The organism is Blastomonas natatoria (genome assembly GCF_003201955.1).
Classification (GTDB): domain Bacteria; phylum Pseudomonadota; class Alphaproteobacteria; order Sphingomonadales; family Sphingomonadaceae; genus Blastomonas; species Blastomonas natatoria.
The window spans coordinates 189,810-209,168 of record NZ_QJJM01000004.1 but is presented as its reverse complement, the minus strand read 5'-3'; the positions used below and the strand labels follow the sequence as shown (position 1 = coordinate 209,168).

At 64.6% G+C, this 19,359-nt stretch carries 13 protein-coding genes; 9 read left to right on the top strand and 4 right to left on the bottom strand.

The window, feature by feature from the left end; translation table 11 throughout:
* Positions 1-31: 31 nt before the first annotated feature.
* Together C7451_RS06670 and C7451_RS06665 are read right to left on the bottom strand one after the other, a co-directional pair.
* Entirely contained in the window at positions 32-1,984 is a 1,953-nt protein-coding gene (locus tag C7451_RS06670) for a sialate O-acetylesterase (RefSeq protein WP_244181681.1), read from the bottom strand.
* Positions 1,981-3,642 (bottom strand): glycoside hydrolase family 43 protein, encoded by a 1,662-nt coding sequence (locus C7451_RS06665; RefSeq protein WP_425266464.1) that lies wholly within the window; start codon positions 3,640-3,642, stop codon positions 1,981-1,983. Before C7451_RS06665 ends, C7451_RS06670 begins: the two co-directional genes overlap by 4 nt.
* 175 nt (positions 3,643-3,817) lie before the next feature.
* Between C7451_RS06665 and galB the strand changes: the two genes are divergently transcribed.
* The 8 genes from galB to C7451_RS06625 all read left to right on the top strand — a co-directional run bounded on the left by galB (position 3,818) and on the right by C7451_RS06625 (position 14,862).
* Entirely contained in the window at positions 3,818-6,544 is a 2,727-nt protein-coding gene (galB, locus tag C7451_RS06660) for a beta-galactosidase GalB (RefSeq protein WP_244181679.1), read from the top strand.
* Positions 6,545-6,650: 106 nt separating this feature from the next.
* On the top strand, positions 6,651-7,781 hold the full coding sequence (locus C7451_RS06655) for a glycoside hydrolase family 43 protein (protein WP_110298174.1): 1,131 nt from the start codon (positions 6,651-6,653) through the stop codon (positions 7,779-7,781).
* Positions 7,782-7,786: 5 nt separating this feature from the next.
* Positions 7,787-9,235: a xylulokinase gene (xylB, locus tag C7451_RS06650; protein WP_110298173.1), complete on the top strand. Its 1,449-nt coding sequence runs from the start codon at positions 7,787-7,789 to the stop codon at positions 9,233-9,235.
* Positions 9,236-9,260: 25 nt separating this feature from the next.
* Positions 9,261-10,571, top strand: a complete 1,311-nt coding sequence (gene xylA / locus C7451_RS06645; RefSeq protein ID WP_110298172.1) for a xylose isomerase — start codon at positions 9,261-9,263, stop codon at positions 10,569-10,571.
* 97 nt (positions 10,572-10,668) lie between these two features.
* Positions 10,669-12,249 (top strand): aldehyde dehydrogenase (NADP(+)), encoded by a 1,581-nt coding sequence (locus C7451_RS06640; RefSeq protein WP_110298171.1) that lies wholly within the window; start codon positions 10,669-10,671, stop codon positions 12,247-12,249.
* Positions 12,246-13,217, top strand: coding sequence for an AraD1 family protein (gene araD1 / locus C7451_RS06635; protein ID WP_110298170.1), 972 nt, complete (start codon positions 12,246-12,248; stop codon positions 13,215-13,217). The genes C7451_RS06640 and araD1 overlap by 4 nt, the downstream gene beginning before the upstream one ends.
* Positions 13,214-14,134, top strand: a complete 921-nt coding sequence (locus tag C7451_RS06630; RefSeq protein ID WP_110298169.1) for a Gfo/Idh/MocA family protein — start codon at positions 13,214-13,216, stop codon at positions 14,132-14,134. The genes araD1 and C7451_RS06630 overlap by 4 nt, the downstream gene beginning before the upstream one ends.
* Before the next feature lie 17 nt (positions 14,135-14,151).
* Positions 14,152-14,862 (top strand): FadR/GntR family transcriptional regulator, encoded by a 711-nt coding sequence (locus C7451_RS06625; RefSeq protein ID WP_110298168.1) that lies wholly within the window; start codon positions 14,152-14,154, stop codon positions 14,860-14,862.
* A gap of 21 nt (positions 14,863-14,883) precedes the next feature.
* On the opposite strand, the gene C7451_RS06620 is transcribed toward C7451_RS06625, so the two are convergent.
* Together C7451_RS06620 and C7451_RS06615 are read right to left on the bottom strand one after the other, a co-directional pair.
* Positions 14,884-16,680, bottom strand: coding sequence for an IlvD/Edd family dehydratase (locus C7451_RS06620; RefSeq protein WP_110298167.1), 1,797 nt, complete (start codon positions 16,678-16,680; stop codon positions 14,884-14,886).
* A 43-nt stretch (positions 16,681-16,723) separates the two neighbouring features.
* The gene (locus tag C7451_RS06615) at positions 16,724-17,833 is read right to left on the bottom strand and encodes an aldose epimerase family protein (RefSeq protein ID WP_110298166.1); all 1,110 of its coding nucleotides are present in this window, start codon (positions 17,831-17,833) and stop codon (positions 16,724-16,726) included.
* A 173-nt stretch (positions 17,834-18,006) separates the two neighbouring features.
* Here C7451_RS06615 and C7451_RS06610 point away from each other — a divergent pair, with 173 nt between their 5' ends.
* Positions 18,007-19,296, top strand: a complete 1,290-nt coding sequence (locus C7451_RS06610; RefSeq protein ID WP_208625156.1) for a sugar MFS transporter — start codon at positions 18,007-18,009, stop codon at positions 19,294-19,296.
* Positions 19,297-19,359: the final 63 nt, after the last annotated feature.

The window sequence follows — 19,359 nt, the reverse complement described above, 5'->3', positions numbered from 1 at the left end:
TGCCGGTATCATCAGGACCGCCAACAGTCCACTATTGCGGAACCCTGATCTCGAACGGTGCGGTAGGCAGGCCCGCAGCGTCGAACAGGTTGACCACGGGGCTGTCGGACCAGGCATATCGAATGCGGGCAACAGCCTGGCCGTCCTCTGGCAGACGGACGGTGCGACCCGACACCTGGCCGATGGCATAGCGACATGATCCGCCTTGCGTGCCGCACAGTTCGAAGCCGATCGCCACCGCGCTGTTGCGGGCTTCGAGGGATCCTGTAACCCCTGCAAAGGTCAGCAGCATATGGCCGTCGGCAGTGCGCGCAGCATGGTCGATAACGGGGCCGGAAGCCGGATGGGCTGCGCCATAGGCGATGGTCTGCATGGCTCTGGAAAGGCGACGCCCGACCTCGCGCTTCTGGCCTGGGTGGATGTCGACCGGATCACCCAGATCGATGGCAAGCGCAAGCGCAGACCGCCCGCCATCCGCCAGAACCGCCCGTCGCTGCTCTTCGCGAAGCGCCGCCCAGCCGCTTTCCCCGGGGCTCGTCGAAGGCGCGCCGAAGCCTGCGAGCTGAACGATGGCGAATGGCAGTCGAGCATGGCCAAATTGCTGCCGCCAACCTGCCATCATCGCCGCAAGACGATCCGCATAGCCCGGCAGGCCGACATCGGATTCACCCTGATACCAGGCTACGCCCCTGAGGCCGATGCGGCCCAGAGGCGCGATCATGGCATTGTGGATCGTACCGGCGCCCGCGGTGTCTTCCCAGGGTGCGCGCGGCGGCCGTGTCAGCCTGCGCGTTTCGACCGTATAGTCCCAGCCGGTGCCCATCGGTGCAACCGATCCGTCTGCAAAACCGATCTGCATGATCGACCCTGGCCCCGGCATCCCGCCCTTGCCATAGCTGTCATTGGCATTGACGATGATGACATTGCGCCCTTCCCGCAATGTCCCTGCGGGCAGGCTGTAGTTTCGCGGCTTGCCTGGATTGCCGCCGCTTCCCACGGGCTGGCCATTGACCCAGGTCTGGTCCGCATCATCAACCGGTCCGATCGAGAGCGTCGATGCCTGCTGCGCCTGAGCCCGGGTGAGGTTGACGATCTTGCGGAACCAGACGGTACCGTTGAACTGTGCAAGCTGCGGATTGTCCCAGTCTTCCCAATAGGCAATCTGCGGCACCGGCTGCCATGCCAGCCCGGCATCAGGCTGCCAGGGCTCCCGACCCGGCGCATCGCCGGTGGCCGCGCGCCACCATGCCTCCCAGATCCGGCCAGCCTGCGCGGATGCTGCTTCGGGATTGCGCGCGTAAAGTCTGCGCAAACCAGCATCGGCACCCATGCCGCTGGCGTTCAGGGCCTCGTCGCCCATCCACGCGCTGATCCTGCTGCCGCCCCAGCTGCTCTGGATCGCGCCGATCGGAACCCGAGCGCTGCGGCGCAAGTCCTGCGCCATGTAGAAACAGGCTGCAGAAAATCCGGCGACCGATGCCGGGGAGGCGGCCTGCCACCCGGAAACCTTGTCCAGATCGCGGAGCGGTTGCAGCGCGGTCTGGCGCCCGATGGTGAACAGTCTCAGCAACGGATCGCCCGATGCCGCGATCTGATTGTCGGCATCCTGCGCGCGCGATACCGCCATCTCCATGTTGGACTGACCCGAACACAGGAAGACATCGCCGATCAGCACGCCAGCGGCTTGCACCGTGCCGCTCGCCCCGGTGACCGTCAGCCGGTGCGGTCCGCCTGCTGCCATTGCCGGAAAGACGAGTTCGAACCGCCCGTCGCGATCGGCCATGGCACTGCTTGCCGTGTCGCCGAGACGCCCGCGGACGCGCTCGCCGGGAGTGGTGCGTCCGCGCACATGGATGGGCTGGTCGCGCTGCAGCACTGCATTGTCGCCGAAGACCGGGTCAAGCAGAGGCTGCGCCATTGCCGGCATGGCGAGGCAGATCGCGACCAGCGCCGTCCCGGCACGAAATCCGCGCGCGCGCATCATGGGTTCCCGACATAAGGGCCGATCACCGTGCCGGTGAAGCCGCCGGCCTGCCGGGTGCTCAAAAAGCGTGCGTCGAGGCCCGCCTTCAGCGTCCGCGTCTTGCCTCCGACAGCATAATCGAACGCCATCGTCCCGCCATCGGCGCGGATCGTCAGCGTTACCGGACCTTGCGTGGTCACGGGAGCGGACGCTACCAGAGTGTCGGTATCGGCGCGGCTGCGGGTGGTCAGCGCAATCATCGTCCTGCCGCCGATCCGGGTCAGCCCGAAGAACAGGAAAGACTGGTCGCTCTGCATTGCCGCCAGCCCGGCGCGTTCACCATCCCTGGCCGGCGTAAAGCGCATGGTCGTCGACACCGTTGCAACATGATGCTGCTGGCGCCGGCCCCAGAAGGCCGGGACGCCCTGCTGATCGCCCATGGCAGCGGCACTTTTCATGACCAGCGCACCTTGCTCCAGCCGGTGGAACGGAGCCTTTGGCGTGCGCACGCCAATCCATTGCGGCGCGAGCGACGGACCGTCGAAAGAGTCAACATAACCGAAATCGCCCGACAGCGGCGGATTGCCCGGACGGTCGGCGGGCAGGGCGGGGCGCTTACCGATAAACGGGATGCGTTCGCCATCGGGCAGGATCTGCGGCCAGCCATCGCGCCAGGTCACCGGCAGCAGAAACGTTTCACGGCCGATATTGTACAGATCGTCGCCATAGGGCCGGGTAGCCAGGAAGGTCGCCCACCAGTTGCCATCGGGCGTCTGGACGAACTTGGCATGCCCCGCCGATGTCACCGGATTTGGGCGTTTGGGATCGAGCGTGCGCTGGCTCAGGATCGGATTGCCCTCGAATGGCACATAGGGCCCGCGCAGCTTTTCCGAGCGCAGCACGACCTCGCTGTGCTTGTCTCCGGTGCCGCCTTCGGCCGCGATCAGATAATAGAAACCGTCCTTCTTGATGATGTGCGGCCCCTCGATCCAGATCGGCTTGGTTCTGATGTCGATGCCGCCGTTGACCAGCTGGGTGCTCTCGCCGACCATCTTGCCGCTGCGCCAGTCGAACTCCTGGATCCAGATCGCACGGTGGCCGTCATAGCGCTTGGGCTCGTCGGGATCGCGGTTGTTGACGATATAGGCCTTGTCGTCTTCCCAGTAGATCGATGGATCGATGCCCTCGAAGGGCAGCCAGACGGGGTCGGACCAGGGGCCTGCAGGGTCGCTGGCGGTGATGAAGAAATTGTCTTTGCACCGCACGCAGGTGTTGACGATGTAGAAAAGGCCGTCGTGGTACGAGATGTCCGGCGCGAACACACCCTGCGACACCGGAAGCCCTGTAAAATCGAGCTGATCCGGACGATCGATCGCGTTTCCGATCTGCTTCCAGGTCACCAGATCGCGCGAATGGAACACCGGCAACCCGGGAAAATGGGTGAAGCTGGAGGTGACGAGATAATAATCGTCGCCCACCCGTGTGATCGACGGATCGGGATAATAGCCCGACAGCACGGGGTTGCGATATTCGCCCGGGGCCAGCGCACCCTGCTCCTGCGATCGGCCCTGGTAGCGGAATTCCTCGAAGCGAGCCGACATCGCCTGCACGGGCGCCGTCCAGAACGCTGCGAACATCATCGATGCCGTCAGGCTGCGAAGAGCGGTGGCTGCCGTCATTTCATCCTCCATCCGTGCGCCGCTCGAGGGCGCATCACGGTCAGACATACACAAAATAAAAACTCAGACAAATAGTTGATCGCAGCGATGCGCTTGCTACGATGGAGGAAAGACGGACAGGATGCGCCCGCCATGGCGGGGCCGCCCGGTTCAGGATCGGCAGGGGAGTTTGGCAGTGAAGGCAATCACTTACGGCAGGGCTGCGTGCGGCAACCGTGCGGCCCGGCAGGGACTGGCAGCCTTGCTGGTTCTGCTGGTGATGCTTGCCGTGCCTGCGCTCGGCCAGGCAGCGGTTCGCGAGCGCGAATCGATCAACAGCGGCTGGCGTTTCACCTCGGGCGATCCGGAAGGCGAGGTCACCGATCTGCGCTACGACGTCCGCCCGGCCTATGACGATGCGGGCGACGGCAAGGCGGCGGATGCGCGACCGGAAGAGGCGGCGCGGATCGCCAGCGATGGAACACGGGTACTGAAACCATGGATATTGCCGACCGCCAATCCCTTCATCAAGGATCCCGCCAGACGCCACGTCGCGCCCGAGGGTAATCCCGGCGGCGATGTTGCTTATGTCCAGGCCGGGTTCGATGACAGCGGCTGGGCGCGCGTCGATCTGCCGCACGATTGGGCGATCGCAGGCCCCTTCATCACCGAAGGCCCTTATGGCGGCATGGGGCGATTGAAGAGCTGGGGCATCGGCTGGTACCGCCGCGCGATCGATATACCTGCCAGCGATGCGGGCAAATCGATCTTCCTCGATGTCGATGGTGCCATGTCCTATGCCACGGTCTGGCTGAATGGCCAGATCATCGGCGGCTGGCCCTATGGTTACAACAGCTGGCGGCTCGACCTGACCGAGCACGTTATTCAAGGCGGCCGCAACGTGCTGGCGATCCGGCTCGACAATCCCCCGGCTTCCGCGCGCTGGTATCCCGGCGGCGGATTGTATCGCGATATCTGGCTGACCAAGGCCCAGCCCGTGCATGTTGCGCAATGGGGCAGCGCGGTAACGACGCGCGACGTTTCGGTGGCATCTGCGACCGTCGATGTATCGCTGACGATTGCCAATGCCGGTAGCGAAGCTGCACGGATCACAGCGGTTACCGAAATCTATCCGCTCGATGCCAGCGGCAAGCGCTTCGGCCGCGCCGTTGCGCGCATCGACCATTCCCCTGGTGATGTGCCCGCAGGAGAAAGCGTTGCCTTGAGGGGTGAGGCGGTCGTCCGCGAGCCTCGCCTCTGGGGGCCGCCACCCACCCAGAAGCCAAATCTCTATCTCGCGGTCTCGACCATCCGGCGCGGCGGGCGCATCAGCGATGTCTACGAGACCCGGTTCGGCATCCGCGATGTCCGGTTCGATCCCGCTCGGGGTCTGGTCGTCAATGGCGAGAAGCTGCGTATCCAGGGTGTCAACAACCATCACGATCTTGGCGCGCTGGGCGCGGCGTTCAACCGCCGCGCGGCGCAGCGGCAACTCGAGATCCTGCGCGACATGGGCGTCAACGCCATCCGCATGAGCCACAATCCGCCCGCGCCCGGTCTGCTCGACCTGACCGACGAGATGGGCTTTCTGGTGATGGACGAAGTGTTCGACAGCTGGGAGCTGAAAAAGACCCCGCTCGACTTTCACCTTGTCTTCCCCGAATGGCGCGAGGCGGATCTGCGATCGATGATCCGGCGCGATCGCAACCATCCATCGGTCATTCTGTGGAGTATCGGCAACGAGGTCGGCGAGCAGTATAGCGGAGAAGCGGGCGCGAGCCTGACCCGCGAACTGGTCGCCATCGCCAAGGACGAAGACCCCAGCCGCCTGACCACGCTCGCCATGAATTTCGCCAAGGCCAGCATGCCCATGCCGCGCGAGGTCGACGTGATCAGCCTCAACTATCAGGGGGCGGGCATTCGCGGGATCATCGGCCAGTATCCGGCCTTTCATGCCGCGTTTCCGGACAAGGTGATCCTCAGCAGCGAAAGCGCCTCGGCGCTGTCGAGCCGGGGCGAATATCTGTTCCCGGTGGCCGGCGCGATCAGCGGCCCGGTGCGCCCCTGGTCTGGCGGCGATCCGGTGACGCATCAGGTGAGCGCCTATGAGATGCACGCGGCAGACTTTGGTTCATCGCCGGACCGGGTGTTCGCCAGCGACGACCAGCATCCCTATGTTGCCGGCGAATTCGTGTGGACCGGTTTCGATTATCTCGGCGAGCCTACGCCTTATTACACCTCGCGCAGTTCGTATTCGGGGATCATCGACCTGGCCGGTTTTCCCAAGGATCGCTTCTGGCTGTATCAGGCCCGCTGGCGGCCCGACCTGAAATTTGCGCATATCCTGCCGCACTGGACCTGGCCGAGGCGCGAGGGGCAGGTGACTCCGGTACATGTCTTCAGCTCTGCCGACGAGGCCGAGCTTTTCATCAACGGCGTGTCGCAGGGCCGGATCAAGAAACGCGAGTATGAATATCGTTTCCGCTGGGACTACGTCACCTATGCGCCAGGTGAGGTCCGCGTCGAAACCTGGAAGCAGGGCAAGCCCTGGGCCGCCGCCAGCGTCGCCACCACCGGCGCTGCGGCAGCGCTAGCGCTCAAGCCTGATCGGGCGGCAATTGCCGGCGACGGCAAGGACCTGTCGTTTGTGACGTTGAGCATCGTGGATGCGCAGGACGCAATGGTGCGCACGGCCAAGAATTCGGTGCGCTTCAGCATCGAGGGGCCGGGCGAGATCGTCGCCACCGACAATGGCGACCCCACCGACATGACCGCGTTTCCGTCGCACCAGCGCAACGCGTTCAACGGGCTGGCGCTGGTGATCGTGCGCGGTCTTCCCGGCCAATTCGGCAGGGTGACGGTGCGCGCAGAAGCTGACGGGCTTACCCCGGCAAGCGCGGTCATTACCGTGCAAAAGCCATGATCGCGCGGACATGGGCTTGCATCCTGCACCAGAAATGGTAGCGCTAACGCAGACTCCGGGCGGCGATGACTGATCCGGGCGCATCTTGGGCAGAGGAGCAGTTGCGATGAATCGATGGAGTGCACTGGCACTGGGGGCTGCGTTCGCGGGCCTGGCCGTAACAACCGCGTGCGGCCCGCAGACTGCTGCCGATAGCGCCACGCCCGAAGCCGCCAGCGACACCGCGGCCAGCACCGACCGGGCCAAGGTAGATCCCTCGCGCTATCTCTCGCAGCCGCTGGTGACCGAAATCTACACGGCCGATCCCTCGGCGCATGTCTGGGATGGCAAGATCTATGTCTATCCCAGCCACGACATAGATGGTCCGACGCCGGAAGACGATCTGGGCGCACATTTCGAGATGCGTGACTATCGCGTGCTCAGCATGGACAGCATCGGCGGCAAGGTAACGACCCACCCGGTCGCGCTCGACGTGAAGGACGTGCCCTGGGCCGACAAGCAGATGTGGGCGCCCGATGCCGCGCGAAAGAATGGCACCTATTTCCTCTATTTCCCGGCCAAGGACAAGCAGGGCGCCTTCCGCATCGGGGTCGCGACCTCCAGGTCGCCTGTGGGTCCGTTCAAGGCTGCGCCTCAACCGATAAAGGGCAGCTTCTCGATCGATCCTTCGGTCTTCACCGATGATGACGGCAAGTCGTACATGTATTTCGGCGGCATCTGGGGCGGTCAGCTTCAGCGCAACGTGACCGGCACCTATGACCCCCAGGGGTCGAAGACCGATCTGGAGGCGCCCGGCAAGCCGGCGCTGAGCCCCAAGGTCGCGGCGATGGCCGATGACATGATGGAATTTGCCGAAAAGCCGCGCGACGTCGCGATCCTCGACAAGGCGGGCAAGCCGCTGCTGGGCGGCGATGCCGACCGCCGCTTCTTCGAGGCGGCCTGGATGCACAAGTACAAGGGCAGATACTATCTCAGCTACTCGACCGGGGACACGCATTACCTGGTCTATGCCACCGGCACGTCGCCTTATGGCCCGTTCACCTATCAGGGCCGCATCCTGGAGCCGACCGAGGGCTGGACCTCGCACCATTCGATCGTCGAATGGGATGGCCGCTGGTGGCTTTTCTATCACGATACCCAGCTTTCGGGCACCACCCGGCTGCGCAATGTCAAGGTGACCGAGCTGTTCTACAACCCTGATGGCACGATCAAGACCATCAACCCGATGCTGAAATAGCCGCCATGTTCCTGGGTATCGATATCGGCACCTCGGGCGTCAAGGCGGTGGTGCTGGACGAACATGGCGCGGTGGTGGCGCAGGGCACGGCTGCGCTCAGCGTGCAGCGACCGCGGCCGCTCTGGTCGGAACAGGACCCCGAAGCCTGGTGGCAGGCGACGACGGCGGCGGTCCGCGCGATTGATCCGGCGGTGCGCCGGGCGGTGCGCGGGATCGGTTTGGCCGGGCAGATGCACGGGGCGACGCTGCTGGGCGGGGACGACCAGCCGTTGCGCCCCGCGATCCTGTGGAATGACGGGAGATCCTATGCAGAATGCGCCGAGCTGGAAGTGCAAGAGCCCGATCTGCGCGCAATCTCCGGCAATATCGCGATGCCCGGCTTCACTGCACCCAAGCTGCGCTGGATCGCTGCGCATGAGCCCGAGATATTTGCCGACACCCGCACCGTCCTGCTGCCCAAGGATTACATCCGGCTGAAGATGACCGGAGAAAAGTCATCGGACATGTCCGATGCGGCGGGCACCTTGTGGCTCGATGTTGCGCGGCGCGAGTGGAGCCCCGCACTGCTTGCGGCGACCGGACTGGATGTGTCGCACATGCCTCGGCTGGTCGAGGGGACAGAGCTCTCCGGCATGCTGCGCGCCGATGTGGCCGAGGCGTGGGGCATCGGGGGCGTCCCGGTCGCCGGTGGCGGCAGCGACAATGCCGCTGGTGCGGCGGGCGTCGGCGTGGTGCGCAACGGTGATGCCTTGCTGTCGCTCGGCACATCGGGCGTGATATTCGTTGCCACCGATGCGTTCCGGCCCAATCCGGCGCGCGCGGTGCATGCCTTCTGCCATTGCCTGCCGGGCCTGTGGCACCAGATGTCGGTCCATCTTTCGGCGGCGTCCTGCATCGACTGGGTGGCGCGGCTGACGGGGGCTGCCGGTGCTGCCGAACTGTTCGCTCGCGCCGAAAGCACCGGTCCTGCCAGCGGTCCCGAAATCTTCCTGCCCTATCTGTCGGGCGAGCGCACGCCGCACAACGATGCAGAGGTGCGCGGCGGCTTTCTGGGGCTCGACCATGACACCAGCCCCGAACGGCTCGCGCAGGCGGTGCTCGAAGGTGTTGCCTTTGCGCTCGCCGACGGGCTCGACGCGCTGCGCGATGCCGGCACCATTGTCGAGCGGCTTTCGGTCATCGGCGGCGGCGCGCGCTCGCGCTATTGGGGCGAGACGCTGGCTGCGGTACTGGGGGTCGAACTGGTCTATCTCAAGGGCGGCGAGGTCGGCCCGGCGCTGGGCGCGGCGCGGCTCGCGCAGCTCGCCGTCGATGGCGGCTCGCCCGAAGACGTGTGCGCAGCGCCTCCCGTCGCCCACAGCCTCCACCCCGATCCCGCAATCGCCGACCGGCTTGCGCCCAAGCATGCCGTGTTTCGCGATGCCTATCCGCGCATCACCCCGCGCACCCCTTGATCAACTGCTCAACTGACTGGACTGCCTGATGACCGACTATTTCGCCGACATTCCGACCATCCGTTTCGAAGGTCCCGAGACCGAGAACGAACTGGCCTATCGCTTCTACGACAAGGACCGGTTGGTCCTGGGCAAGCGGATGGAAGACCATCTGCGCTTTGCTGCCTGTTTCTGGCACACCTTCTGCTGGCCTGGCTCGGACGTGTTCGGCGCCGGCACGTTCGACCGGCCCTGGCACCGCACTGCCAATGACAGCGCAGCGGCCGCCGCCAAGCGCGCAGCCGCATTCGACTTCTTCACCCGGCTCGACATTCCCTTCTACTGCTTCCACGATGTCGATGTGATGGCCGACGCGCAGGGCGTGGCCGAGCATCGCCGCAATTTTGCCGAGGCGGTCGACGATCTGGAGCGGCTCCAGGCCGGTTCGGGCCGCAAGCTGCTCTGGGGCACCGCCAATCTGTTCGGCAATCCGCGTTTTGCCGCAGGCGGTGCGACCAATCCCGATCCGGAGGTCTTCGCCTTCGGCGCGATGCAGGTGCGCGACGCGCTTGAAGCGACACACCGGCTGGGCGGCGCCAACTACGTGCTCTGGGGCGGGCGCGAGGGCTATGAGACGCTGCTCAACACCGATCTGAAGCGCGAGCTCGACAATTTGGGACGCTTCCTCAACCTGGTGGTCGAGCACAAGCACAAGATCGGCTTTGACGGCACCATTCTGATCGAGCCCAAGCCGCACGAGCCGACCAAGCACCAATATGATTTCGATACCGCCACGGTGTACGGCTTTCTCAAGCGCTACGGGCTGGAGAATGAGGTTAGGGTGAATATCGAGGCCAACCACGCTACCCTGGCGGGCCATACGTTCGAGCACGAGATTGCAATGGCAGGCGCGCTCGGCATTTTCGGGTCGATCGATGCCAATCGCGGCGACCACCAGAATGGCTGGGATACCGACCAGTTCCCCAATTCGGTCGAGGAACTGACCCTGGCGATGGTCGAGATCCTGCGCGCAGGCGGCTTTACCACCGGCGGCTTCAATTTCGATGCCAAGGTGCGCCGCCAGTCGATGGACCCGGTCGACCTGTTCTACGGCCATATCGGCGGCATCGACACCGTGGCGCGCGGGCTGCTCAACGCGGCTGCGCTGATCGAGGATGGCCGGATCGATGGCATCCGTGCCGAGCGCTATGCAGGTTGGGACGGCGATTTCGGTCAGAAGATCGCCGCGCTCGATCTGGCAGGCATTGCCGATCTGGCGGTGAGCGAGAATCTCGATCCCAGGCCGCGTTCCGGCCGTCAGGAGCGGATCGAGAATCTGATCAATCGCTTCATCTGATCGATTGATTGCAGCTTTCACGGGCGGCCCGCGCTTGAGAGCAGGCGCGGGATGGCCTATTATGTCTGAGTTATTTTGCTGATACGGAGATAGGGTGATGATTGACGGTGCGATGCTTTTCGGCAGCGAGGCACGCCAGGCGGCAGCCCGTTTCCGGAGCCAGGATCCGGCGAGCGGACAGGCTTTGGCCCCCGATTTCTCCTCTGCTTCCGCCGATGATGTTGCGGAGACCTGTGCGCTGGCGGCGGCGGCTGCGCCCGCCTTCGGGGCGAGCGATCCCGAAGACCGCGCGAGGTTTCTTGAAACGATTGCCAGCGAGATCGAGGCGATCGGCGACGACCTGATCATCCGGGCCATGCAGGAAAGCGGGCTGCCCCGGCCGCGGCTGGAGGGTGAGCGGGGCCGGACCATCGGTCAGCTGCGTCTGTTTGCGGCGTTCGTTCGGCAGGGCGACTGGATCGACGCCACGATCGACCCGGCCATGCCCGACCGGACGCCACTGCCCAGACCCGATCTGCGGCGGATGAACGTGCCGGTTGGTCCCGTCGCGGTGTTTGGCGCATCCAACTTCCCGCTCGCTTTCTCGGTCGCAGGTGGCGATACCGCCTCGGCGCTGGCGGCAGGATGCCCGGTCGTGGTCAAGGGGCACCCCTCGCATCCGGGTACGGGCGAACTGGTCGCTCGCGCCATTCAGCGCGCTGTCGCTGCCTGTGGTCTGCACGAGGGGGTGTTCTCCTATCTGCCCGGCGAAACCCATGCACTGGGCGAAGCGCTGGTCGCCGATCCGCGCATCAGGGCGGTTGGTTTTACCGGATCGCGCGGCGGAGGGCTGGCGCTGATGCGCATCGCCGCAGCGCGCAAGGAGCCGATCCCGGTTTATGCCGAGATGTCGAGCATCAACCCCGTCATCCTGATGCCGGGTGCGCTTGCCTCGCGGGGCAAGGCGCTGGCGGAAGCCTTTGTCCAGTCGCTGACCATGGGGGCAGGGCAGTTCTGCACCAATCCCGGCCTGGTGATCGCGGTCGATGGTCCTGATCTGGACGCCTTCATCGCAGCGGCAGCGGATGTGATGCAGGGCAGCACGGCGCAGACCATGCTTTCGCCGTCCATTCATGACAATTTCACCAAGGGCGTGTCGGCACTGGCAGGACACACGGCGGTCGAGACGATTGCGCGCGGCCAGGGCGAGACTGGCGCCAACCAAGCGGTGGCCGCCTTGTTCCAGACCAGCGCGCAGCAGTTCCTTTCCGATATCGCGCTTGCCCATGAAGTGTTCGGATCGTCTTCAATGATCGTGCGGTGCCGCGACCTTGACGAGGTTGCGAACGTCATCGCCAGCCTGGAAGGGCAATTGACCGCGACGCTGCAGCTGGATGATGCCGATATTCCCTATGCTCACGCGCTGTTGCCGGTGCTGGCCGATCGGGTCGGACGCGTCCTTGCCAATGGCTGGCCTACCGGGGTCGAGGTCGCGCATGCCATGGTCCATGGCGGCCCGTTCCCGGCGACCAGCGATGGCCGGACGACCTCTGTCGGCACGCTGGCCATGTTCCGTTTCCTGCGCCCCGTGGCGTTCCAGAACTTGCCTGCCGATCTGCTGCCCCACGCACTTGCAGACGATAATCCGTTTGCGGTGGCGCGCAGGATCGATGGCGTTCGCGAAAGATCGCCGCGATGATCGCCAGCCTGGTGCAATTCAGCGACGATGGGCGCGGTGTTGCGGGTATCCGCGATGGCGTCGCGATGCGGATCGAGGGGGTGACATCCACGCTTGAGCTGGCGCAGGCCGCGCTCGCTGCAGGTTCCACCCTGGCGCAATATGCCGACGAGCGACTGGGCGCACCGATCGATCTCGCTTCCGTCCGTCTGCTATGCCCGATCGACCATCCTGATGATGCGCATCTGCTGGTCAGCGGCACGGGCCTCACGCATCTGGGGTCGGCCGAGGGGCGTGATGCCATGCACCGTGCTGCCAGGGACAATCCCGATCCGACCGATTCCATGAAGATGTTCCTGATGGGGGTGGAAGGCGGCAAGCCCGCTGGCGATGCTGTCGGCGTGCAGCCCGAATGGTTCTACAAGGGAGACGGCTCGATCCTCGTCGCCCCCGGCGAACCACTGGACATGCCGGCCTTCGCGCTGGACGGCGGCGAGGAGCCCGAGATTGCTGGCATATATCTGATCGCGCCCGATGGGACACCCACGCGGATCGGATATGCGTTGGGCAACGAGTTTTCCGACCATGTTACCGAACGCGGCAACTATCTGTGGCTGGCCCATTCCAAGCTGCGCGCAGCCGCGCTGGGGCCGGAACTGCTGCTCGGGGACTTGCCGGCTGACATTCGCGGCACCAGCACCATCTTTCGCGACGGCACGGCTGCATGGCAAAAACCCTTCGTATCGGGCGAGGCCAACATGTCGCACAGCATCGCCAATTTGGAGCATCATCACTTCAAATATCGCGCATTCCGCCGTCCCGGTGACGTCCATGTCCATTTCTTCGGCACTGCGACGCTGTCGTTTTCGGACGGTTTCCAGACCCGGCCAGGGGACGTGTTCGAGATTGCGGCAGCGCCGTTCAGCCTGCCGGTGCGCAACTCTCTGGTGCTCGGCGCTAACGCGCCAGTCAGGATTGCCTCGCTGTGATCAGCCTGGGTCTTGTCGGTCTGGGCAAGATTGCCCGGGATCAGCATCTTCCGGCGATTGCCCGCAGCGCAGACTTCACTCTGTGCGCTGTTGCCAGCCGCAATGCGAGGGCAGATGGCGTTCCCGCCTATCCTGATCTGGACGCGCTGCTGGCCAGAGAGCAGGCTGTCGAGGCGGTGGTGCTCTGCCAGCCCCCGCAGGTCCGCCATGCCGCCGCGCGTGCCGCGATGGCAGCAGGTCGCCATGTCTTTCTCGAAAAACCTCCCGGCGCGACCCTGTCCGAGGTCGAGGACCTGGTCGAGGCCGCCGGGCGGGCAGGGGTCACGCTGTTTGCCAGCTGGCATTCGCGTTTCGCTGCCGGCGTCGAACCAGCGCGCAGCTGGCTGGCCGGCAGGCGGATTGAAGGCATCACCATCGAGTGGAAGGAAGATGTCCGCCAGTGGCATCCGGGGCAGGACTGGATCTGGCAGCCCGGCGGTCTTGGCGTGTTCGATCCCGGCATCAATGCGCTTTCCATCCTCACCCGGCTGCTGCCCGGTACGATCCGGCTGGAAGATGCAGAGCTTCAGTTCCCGGCAAACCGCCAGGCGCCGATCGCAGCAAGGCTGCAGATGCGCGTGGCCAACGGAACCCCTGTCGAGGCCGAGTTCGATTGGCGGCAGACAGGCAGGCAGAGCTGGAACATCACCATCCATACCGACGCCGGGGCCCTGTTGCTGGCTGATGGCGGAAACAGCCTGTTCGTGGAGGGTGCCGCGCAGGCATTGCCCGGTGAGTCAGAATATCCGGCAATGTACGATCATTTCGCAGCGCTGATCGCAGAGCGGCGCAGCGATGTGGACGCAAGCCCGCTTCGACTTGTGGCCGATGCCTTCCTTATCGGGCGCCGTTCGTTTACGGAGGCTTTTCACGATTGAAGGGAAGGCAGGGGGCCATGGATGACGCGCGCAGCGCTTCTCCTCGTATCCATGGGGCTATTGCCCATGACATAGGGGTCGAGATCGTTTGCGGCCTGCGCAAGCCGGGTGACGTGTTTGGCGGCGAGATCGAGGCCAGCGAGGCGCTGGGCATATCGCGCACCGCCTATCGCGAAGCGATCCGCATCCTGGCGGCCAAGGGGCTGGTCGAAAGCAGGCCAAAGGCGGGAACCCGCGTTACCGCCCGCCATCGCTGGAATCTGCTCGATCCCGATGTGCTTGCCTGGACCTTCGAAGGCGAACCCAATCCCGAATTCATACAGGACCTGTTCGAACTGCGCAGCGTGATTGAGCCTGCCGCGGCCGAATTTGCTGCCCGACGCCGCAACCAGGTTCATCTGGATGACATGCGCTCGGCGCTCGACGACATGGAACGCCTCGGCCTTGCAGACAGCGAGGGACGGGCGGCCGACCAGCGATTTCATCGCGCCATCCTGGCGGCGGCAGGCAATGAGGCGCTCGCCGTGCTGGCCAGTTCGGTCGGGGCAGCGGTCAGTTGGACCACCAAGTACAAGCAGCGCAACCGCGCACTGCCGCGCGACCCGCTGCCTGACCACGTTCTCGTGTATGAGGGCATTCTCGCCGGGGACGCCGCGGCCGCGCGTCAGGCCATGACGCAATTGCTGCACCTCGCGCTGGCAGACATGGACCTGCCCCCCCGGATGTGACGGGGCAGTCCGGCTGCTGCGTCAATGGTTGTCGCGCGGCAGGCCCATGGTCTGGGCGATCCGCTGATATTTCTCCGCTCCCTCCAGAATGGCACCGGTGCTCATCTGGCCGACCACCGATCGCTGCATCTCCTGCCATGGCGTCTGGGATGCGGGATAGGGATAGCCACCAGACGCTTCCAGTTCGGCGCGGCGGGCGGCTAGTTCCTCGTCGCTCACCAGCACGTTGGCGGTGGCCTTGCGCAGGTCGATGCGCACACGGTCGCCGGTCCTGATCAAGGCCAGGCCCCCCATGGCTGCGGCTTCCGGGCTGGCGTTCAGAATGGATGGCGAGCCCGAAGTGCCCGACTGCCGCCCGTCGCCGATACACGGCAGGGCGTGCACGCCCTCGGTGATCAGATAGGATGGCGGGCGCATGTTGACCACTTCGGCCGCTCCGGGATAACCGATCGGCCCGGCGCCGCGCATGAACAGCAGCGTTTCGGGGGTGATGCCCGTTGCCGGATCGTCGATCCGCGCGTGATAATCCTCCGGCCCGTCGAACACCACGGCTGGCCCCTCGAACGCATCGGGATCATCCGGGTTGGACAGGTAGCGCGTGCGAAATTCCGGAGAGATGACGCTGGTTTTCATGATCGCCGCGTCGAACAGATTACCCGACAGCACCAGGAAGCCGGCGTCCTGCACCAGGGGCTGCGCGAAGGGGCGGATGACCTTTTCGTCCTCGATCGCGATGCCGCGACAGTTCTGCCCGATGGTCCTGCCGTTGGCGGTGATCGCATCCTCGTGGATCAGACCCTGTTCGATCAACTGGCTGACCACAGCGGGCACGCCGCCGGCGCGATAGAAGTCCTCGCCCAGATATTCGCCAGCCGGTTGCAGGTTGACGAGCAAGGGGATGGCGTGGCCCTCGCGTTCCCAGTCCTTGATTGGCAGGTCGACGCCGATATGGCGCGCGATCGCGCTCAAGTGAATGGGGGCATTGGTCGATCCGCCAATGGCACTGTTGACTCGGATGGCATTGCTGAAGGCTTGTCGCGTCAGGATGTCCGAGGGTTTCAGATCCTCCGCGACCATCTCGACGATGCGCTTGCCCGTCCGCCAGGCGACCTCCTGCCGATCGCGATAGGGCGCGGGAATCGCCGCAGAACCGGGCAGCGACATGCCCAGCGCCTCGCACAGCGAGTTCATCGTGGTCGCGGTGCCCATGGTGTTGCAATAACCGGTCGAGGGGGCCGAGGATGCGACCAGGCGTATGAACTCGGCATCGTCGATCTCGCCCGCTGCCAGCATCTGGCGCGCCTTCCACACGATCGTGCCCGACCCGGTGCGTTCGCCCTTGTGCCAGCCGTTGAGCATCGGCCCCACCGAAAGAGCAATGGCAGGGATGTTGACCGTCGCCGCTGCCATCAGCGCGGCGGGTGTCGTCTTGTCGCAGCCGATGGTCAGGACCACGCCGTCGAGCGGGTAGCCATAAAGTATCTCGACCAGGCCGATATAGGCGAGGTTCCGGTCCAGCGCGGCTGTCGGTCGCTTGCCGGTCTCCTGGATCGGATGAACCGGAAACTCGATCACGATCCCTCCGGCTTCGCGCACGCCTTCGCGCACCCGCTCGGCTAGCACCAGATGGTGCCGGTTGCACGGGCTGAGATCGCTGCCGGTCTGCGCGATGCCTATGATCGGCTTGCCCGATTGCAACTCTTCAAGGCTGAGGCCGAAATTGAGATACCGCTCGAGGTAGAGCGCGGTCATGTCGATATTGTCGGGATTGTCGAACCAGGCGCGGCTGCGCAGCTTGGCGGAATTGGTGTCGGACATGGGTATAATCGGCTCCGGTGAAAAAGGGGCGGTCAACGCGAAGTCAGGGCGCGATCGACAGGCGATAGATCATGACATGCGAATAGGGGCGGTCGGGATCGACCCTTGCCGAGGCGAACTGCGGCTTGTTGGGGGCGTCGGGAAATTTCTGAGGCTCGAGCGCGATGCCGTCGCCCATGCGATACACATGGCCGCGCTTGCCGATTGCCGATCCGTCGAGGAAATTGCCGGTGTACAGTTGCACGCCGGGCTCGGTCGACAGCACCTCGAGGACCCGGCCCGATTGCGGGTCCTCGAGCCTGGCTGCCAGTTGCGGCGTCGGGGTCAGTCCCTTGTCGAGGGCAAAATTATGGTCGTAGCCGCGCGCGCGGACGATCTGCGGATCACGCCCGTCGCGGATCCCATGATCCAGCGTCCGCGCGGTGCGGAAATCGAACACCGTCCCGGCCACGGGGCGTAGCGCCCCGGTGGGGATCAGCGTCGTATCAACCGGGGTTATCGATCCGGCGGGAATGGTGAGCCGGTGCCCGAGCGCCCCGCCCGGCGCACCTTCGCCCGCCAGGTTGAAGATCGCGTGATTGGTCATATTGATGACGGTCGGACGATCGGTGGCCGCATCGAAGCGAATCGTCATCGATCCCGCATCATCCAGCGTGTAGGTAACCTGCGCCTCGACCTTGCCGGGAAAGCCCTGATCGCCATCGGCGCTTGTCAGTGCCAGCGTGACCGAAGCCTGCCGACCCTGGGTGATGCGCACGATCCGCCACTGGCGCTTGTCGAAACCGATCGCCCCGCCGTGCAGCGCATTGCCCTTGTCGTTCTGCGCGACCTGATAGCTTTTTCCGTCGAGCGAAAAACGCCCACCCTCGATCCGGTTGGCATAACGGCCGACCGTCACGCCGAAATAACTGGGCAGGCGCGCATAATCTGCGGCATCGTCAAATCCCAGCAGCACATCGGCAAGATTGCCCGCGCGGTCCGGTGTGGTCAGCGATTGCAGCGTCGCGCCGAAGCTGATGATCCGCGCCGATACGCGATTGGCTCCGGTCAGCGTCACCGCCTCGATGGCCGTGCCATCATCAAGCGTTCCTGCCGCCTCGCGCTCGGCGGTCGCCGCGATGGCCGGACTGCAGGCAAGTGAAGCCAGGCACATCAGGCCAAATCGCCTCAGCCCGAATCGCTTCAGCCCAGATCGCCTCAGCATCGTCGTTGCCACGCCTGTATCCTCCCCCGGAGCGGCTTGGATTGACGCTCCCGGAGTGGTTATATACTCAGACAAATAAATTTAGACAAGACCAGGGCACCGGGGAGAGCGTTACCATGGACATGCACGGAACAGCCGATAGCGGGTCGGCTGGTGAAGGCGCGGGACGAGCGGGATTCACGCCCGCCTTGGTCCTGCTGGCCAGCCTGTTCTTCATCTGGGGCTTCATCACCGTGATCAACAACACGCTGCTGCCTCATCTGCGCAATGTGTTCGATCTCAGCTATACGCAGACGACGATGATCGAATCGGTCTGGTTCATCGCCTATTTCCTCGCCTCGATCCCCTCGGCCCGGCTGATCGCGCGGATCGGCTATCAGCGCGCGATGGTAACGGGTCTGCTGGTGATGGCTATCGGTGCGCTCGGTATGATGCTGGCGGCGAGCCTGCCGTCCTATGGCGTCACGCTGGTCATGCTGTTCATCATCGCCAGCGGCATCACCTTGCTGCAAGTGGCTGCCAATCCTTATGTCGCGGTCATCGGCCCGGCGGAATCGGCGCCCTCTCGCCTGAATCTCGTTCAGGCGATGAACTCTGCCGGGACCATGCTGGCACCGCTTTTCGGGGCGTATCTGATCCTGGGGCGTTCGCGAGGAGGGACCGCAGAAGCGGGTACGATCCTGAGCGAGGCGGAACGCCTCGCGGACGCCCAGTCGGTGATCCTGCCTTATGGGCTGGTGGCGCTCGCACTGTTCGCGCCGGCGGCGGTCGTTGGCCGATTTCCCTTGCCAGCGCTGGGTTCATCGACCGCCCGAGCCTCGCGCGAGGCGCGCAAGTCGCTGTCGCTGTGGAGGCATCGCAATCTGGTCTGGGGCATCCCTGCCATCTTCATCTATCTGATCGCGGAGATCGGGGTGGCCAATCTTTTCGTGAATTTTGTCAGCCAGCCCGATATTGCAGACCTTACCCAGGCCGAGGCCGGCCGCTACCTGACCCTGCTCTGGGCGGGGATGATGGTCGGCAGGTTCTCAGGCTCTGCCCTGATGCAGCGCTATGCCGCCGAGTCGGTCCTGGCAGTGTTCTCGGTCGTTGCGTTCGTGCTGATGCTGGCGACCGTGTTCCTTTCCGGACCGGCCGCGATGTGGGCACTGATCCTGGTGGGGCTGTTCCATTCCATCATGTTCCCGACAATCTTCACACTGGGCATCAGAGGCCTGGGGCCATTGACCGAAGAAGGATCGGGCCTGCTGATCATGGCGATTGCGGGTGGGGCACTGGTCGTGGTCCAGGGCTGGGTTGCCGACCTGCATGGCCTGCAGGTGTCATTTTTGCTGACGGCGGCGTGCGAACTGTTCATCCTCTTCTACGCGATCTGGGGAAGCCGACCGTCCGATAATGCGACAGCCTATTGACAGGAATAACTCCGAGTATTATCGATAGCGGTGATAGCGCTACCATAGCGTGGACCATGGCAC

Coding starts and splice junctions, on each gene's coding strand:
- C7451_RS06670 (WP_244181681.1), bottom strand. CDS start 1,984: ATGATGCGCGCGCGCGGATTTCGTGCCGGGACGGCGCTGGTCGCGATC.
- C7451_RS06665 (WP_425266464.1), bottom strand. CDS start 3,642: ATGACGGCAGCCACCGCTCTTCGCAGCCTGACGGCATCGATGATGTTC.
- C7451_RS06655 (WP_110298174.1), top strand. CDS start 6,651: ATGAATCGATGGAGTGCACTGGCACTGGGGGCTGCGTTCGCGGGCCTG.
- xylB (WP_110298173.1), top strand. CDS start 7,787: ATGTTCCTGGGTATCGATATCGGCACCTCGGGCGTCAAGGCGGTGGTG.
- C7451_RS06640 (WP_110298171.1), top strand. CDS start 10,669: ATGATTGACGGTGCGATGCTTTTCGGCAGCGAGGCACGCCAGGCGGCA.
- araD1 (WP_110298170.1), top strand. CDS start 12,246: ATGATCGCCAGCCTGGTGCAATTCAGCGACGATGGGCGCGGTGTTGCG.
- C7451_RS06625 (WP_110298168.1), top strand. CDS start 14,152: ATGGATGACGCGCGCAGCGCTTCTCCTCGTATCCATGGGGCTATTGCC.
- C7451_RS06620 (WP_110298167.1), bottom strand. CDS start 16,680: ATGTCCGACACCAATTCCGCCAAGCTGCGCAGCCGCGCCTGGTTCGAC.
- C7451_RS06615 (WP_110298166.1), bottom strand. CDS start 17,833: ATGTGCCTGGCTTCACTTGCCTGCAGTCCGGCCATCGCGGCGACCGCC.
- C7451_RS06610 (WP_208625156.1), top strand. CDS start 18,007: ATGCACGGAACAGCCGATAGCGGGTCGGCTGGTGAAGGCGCGGGACGA.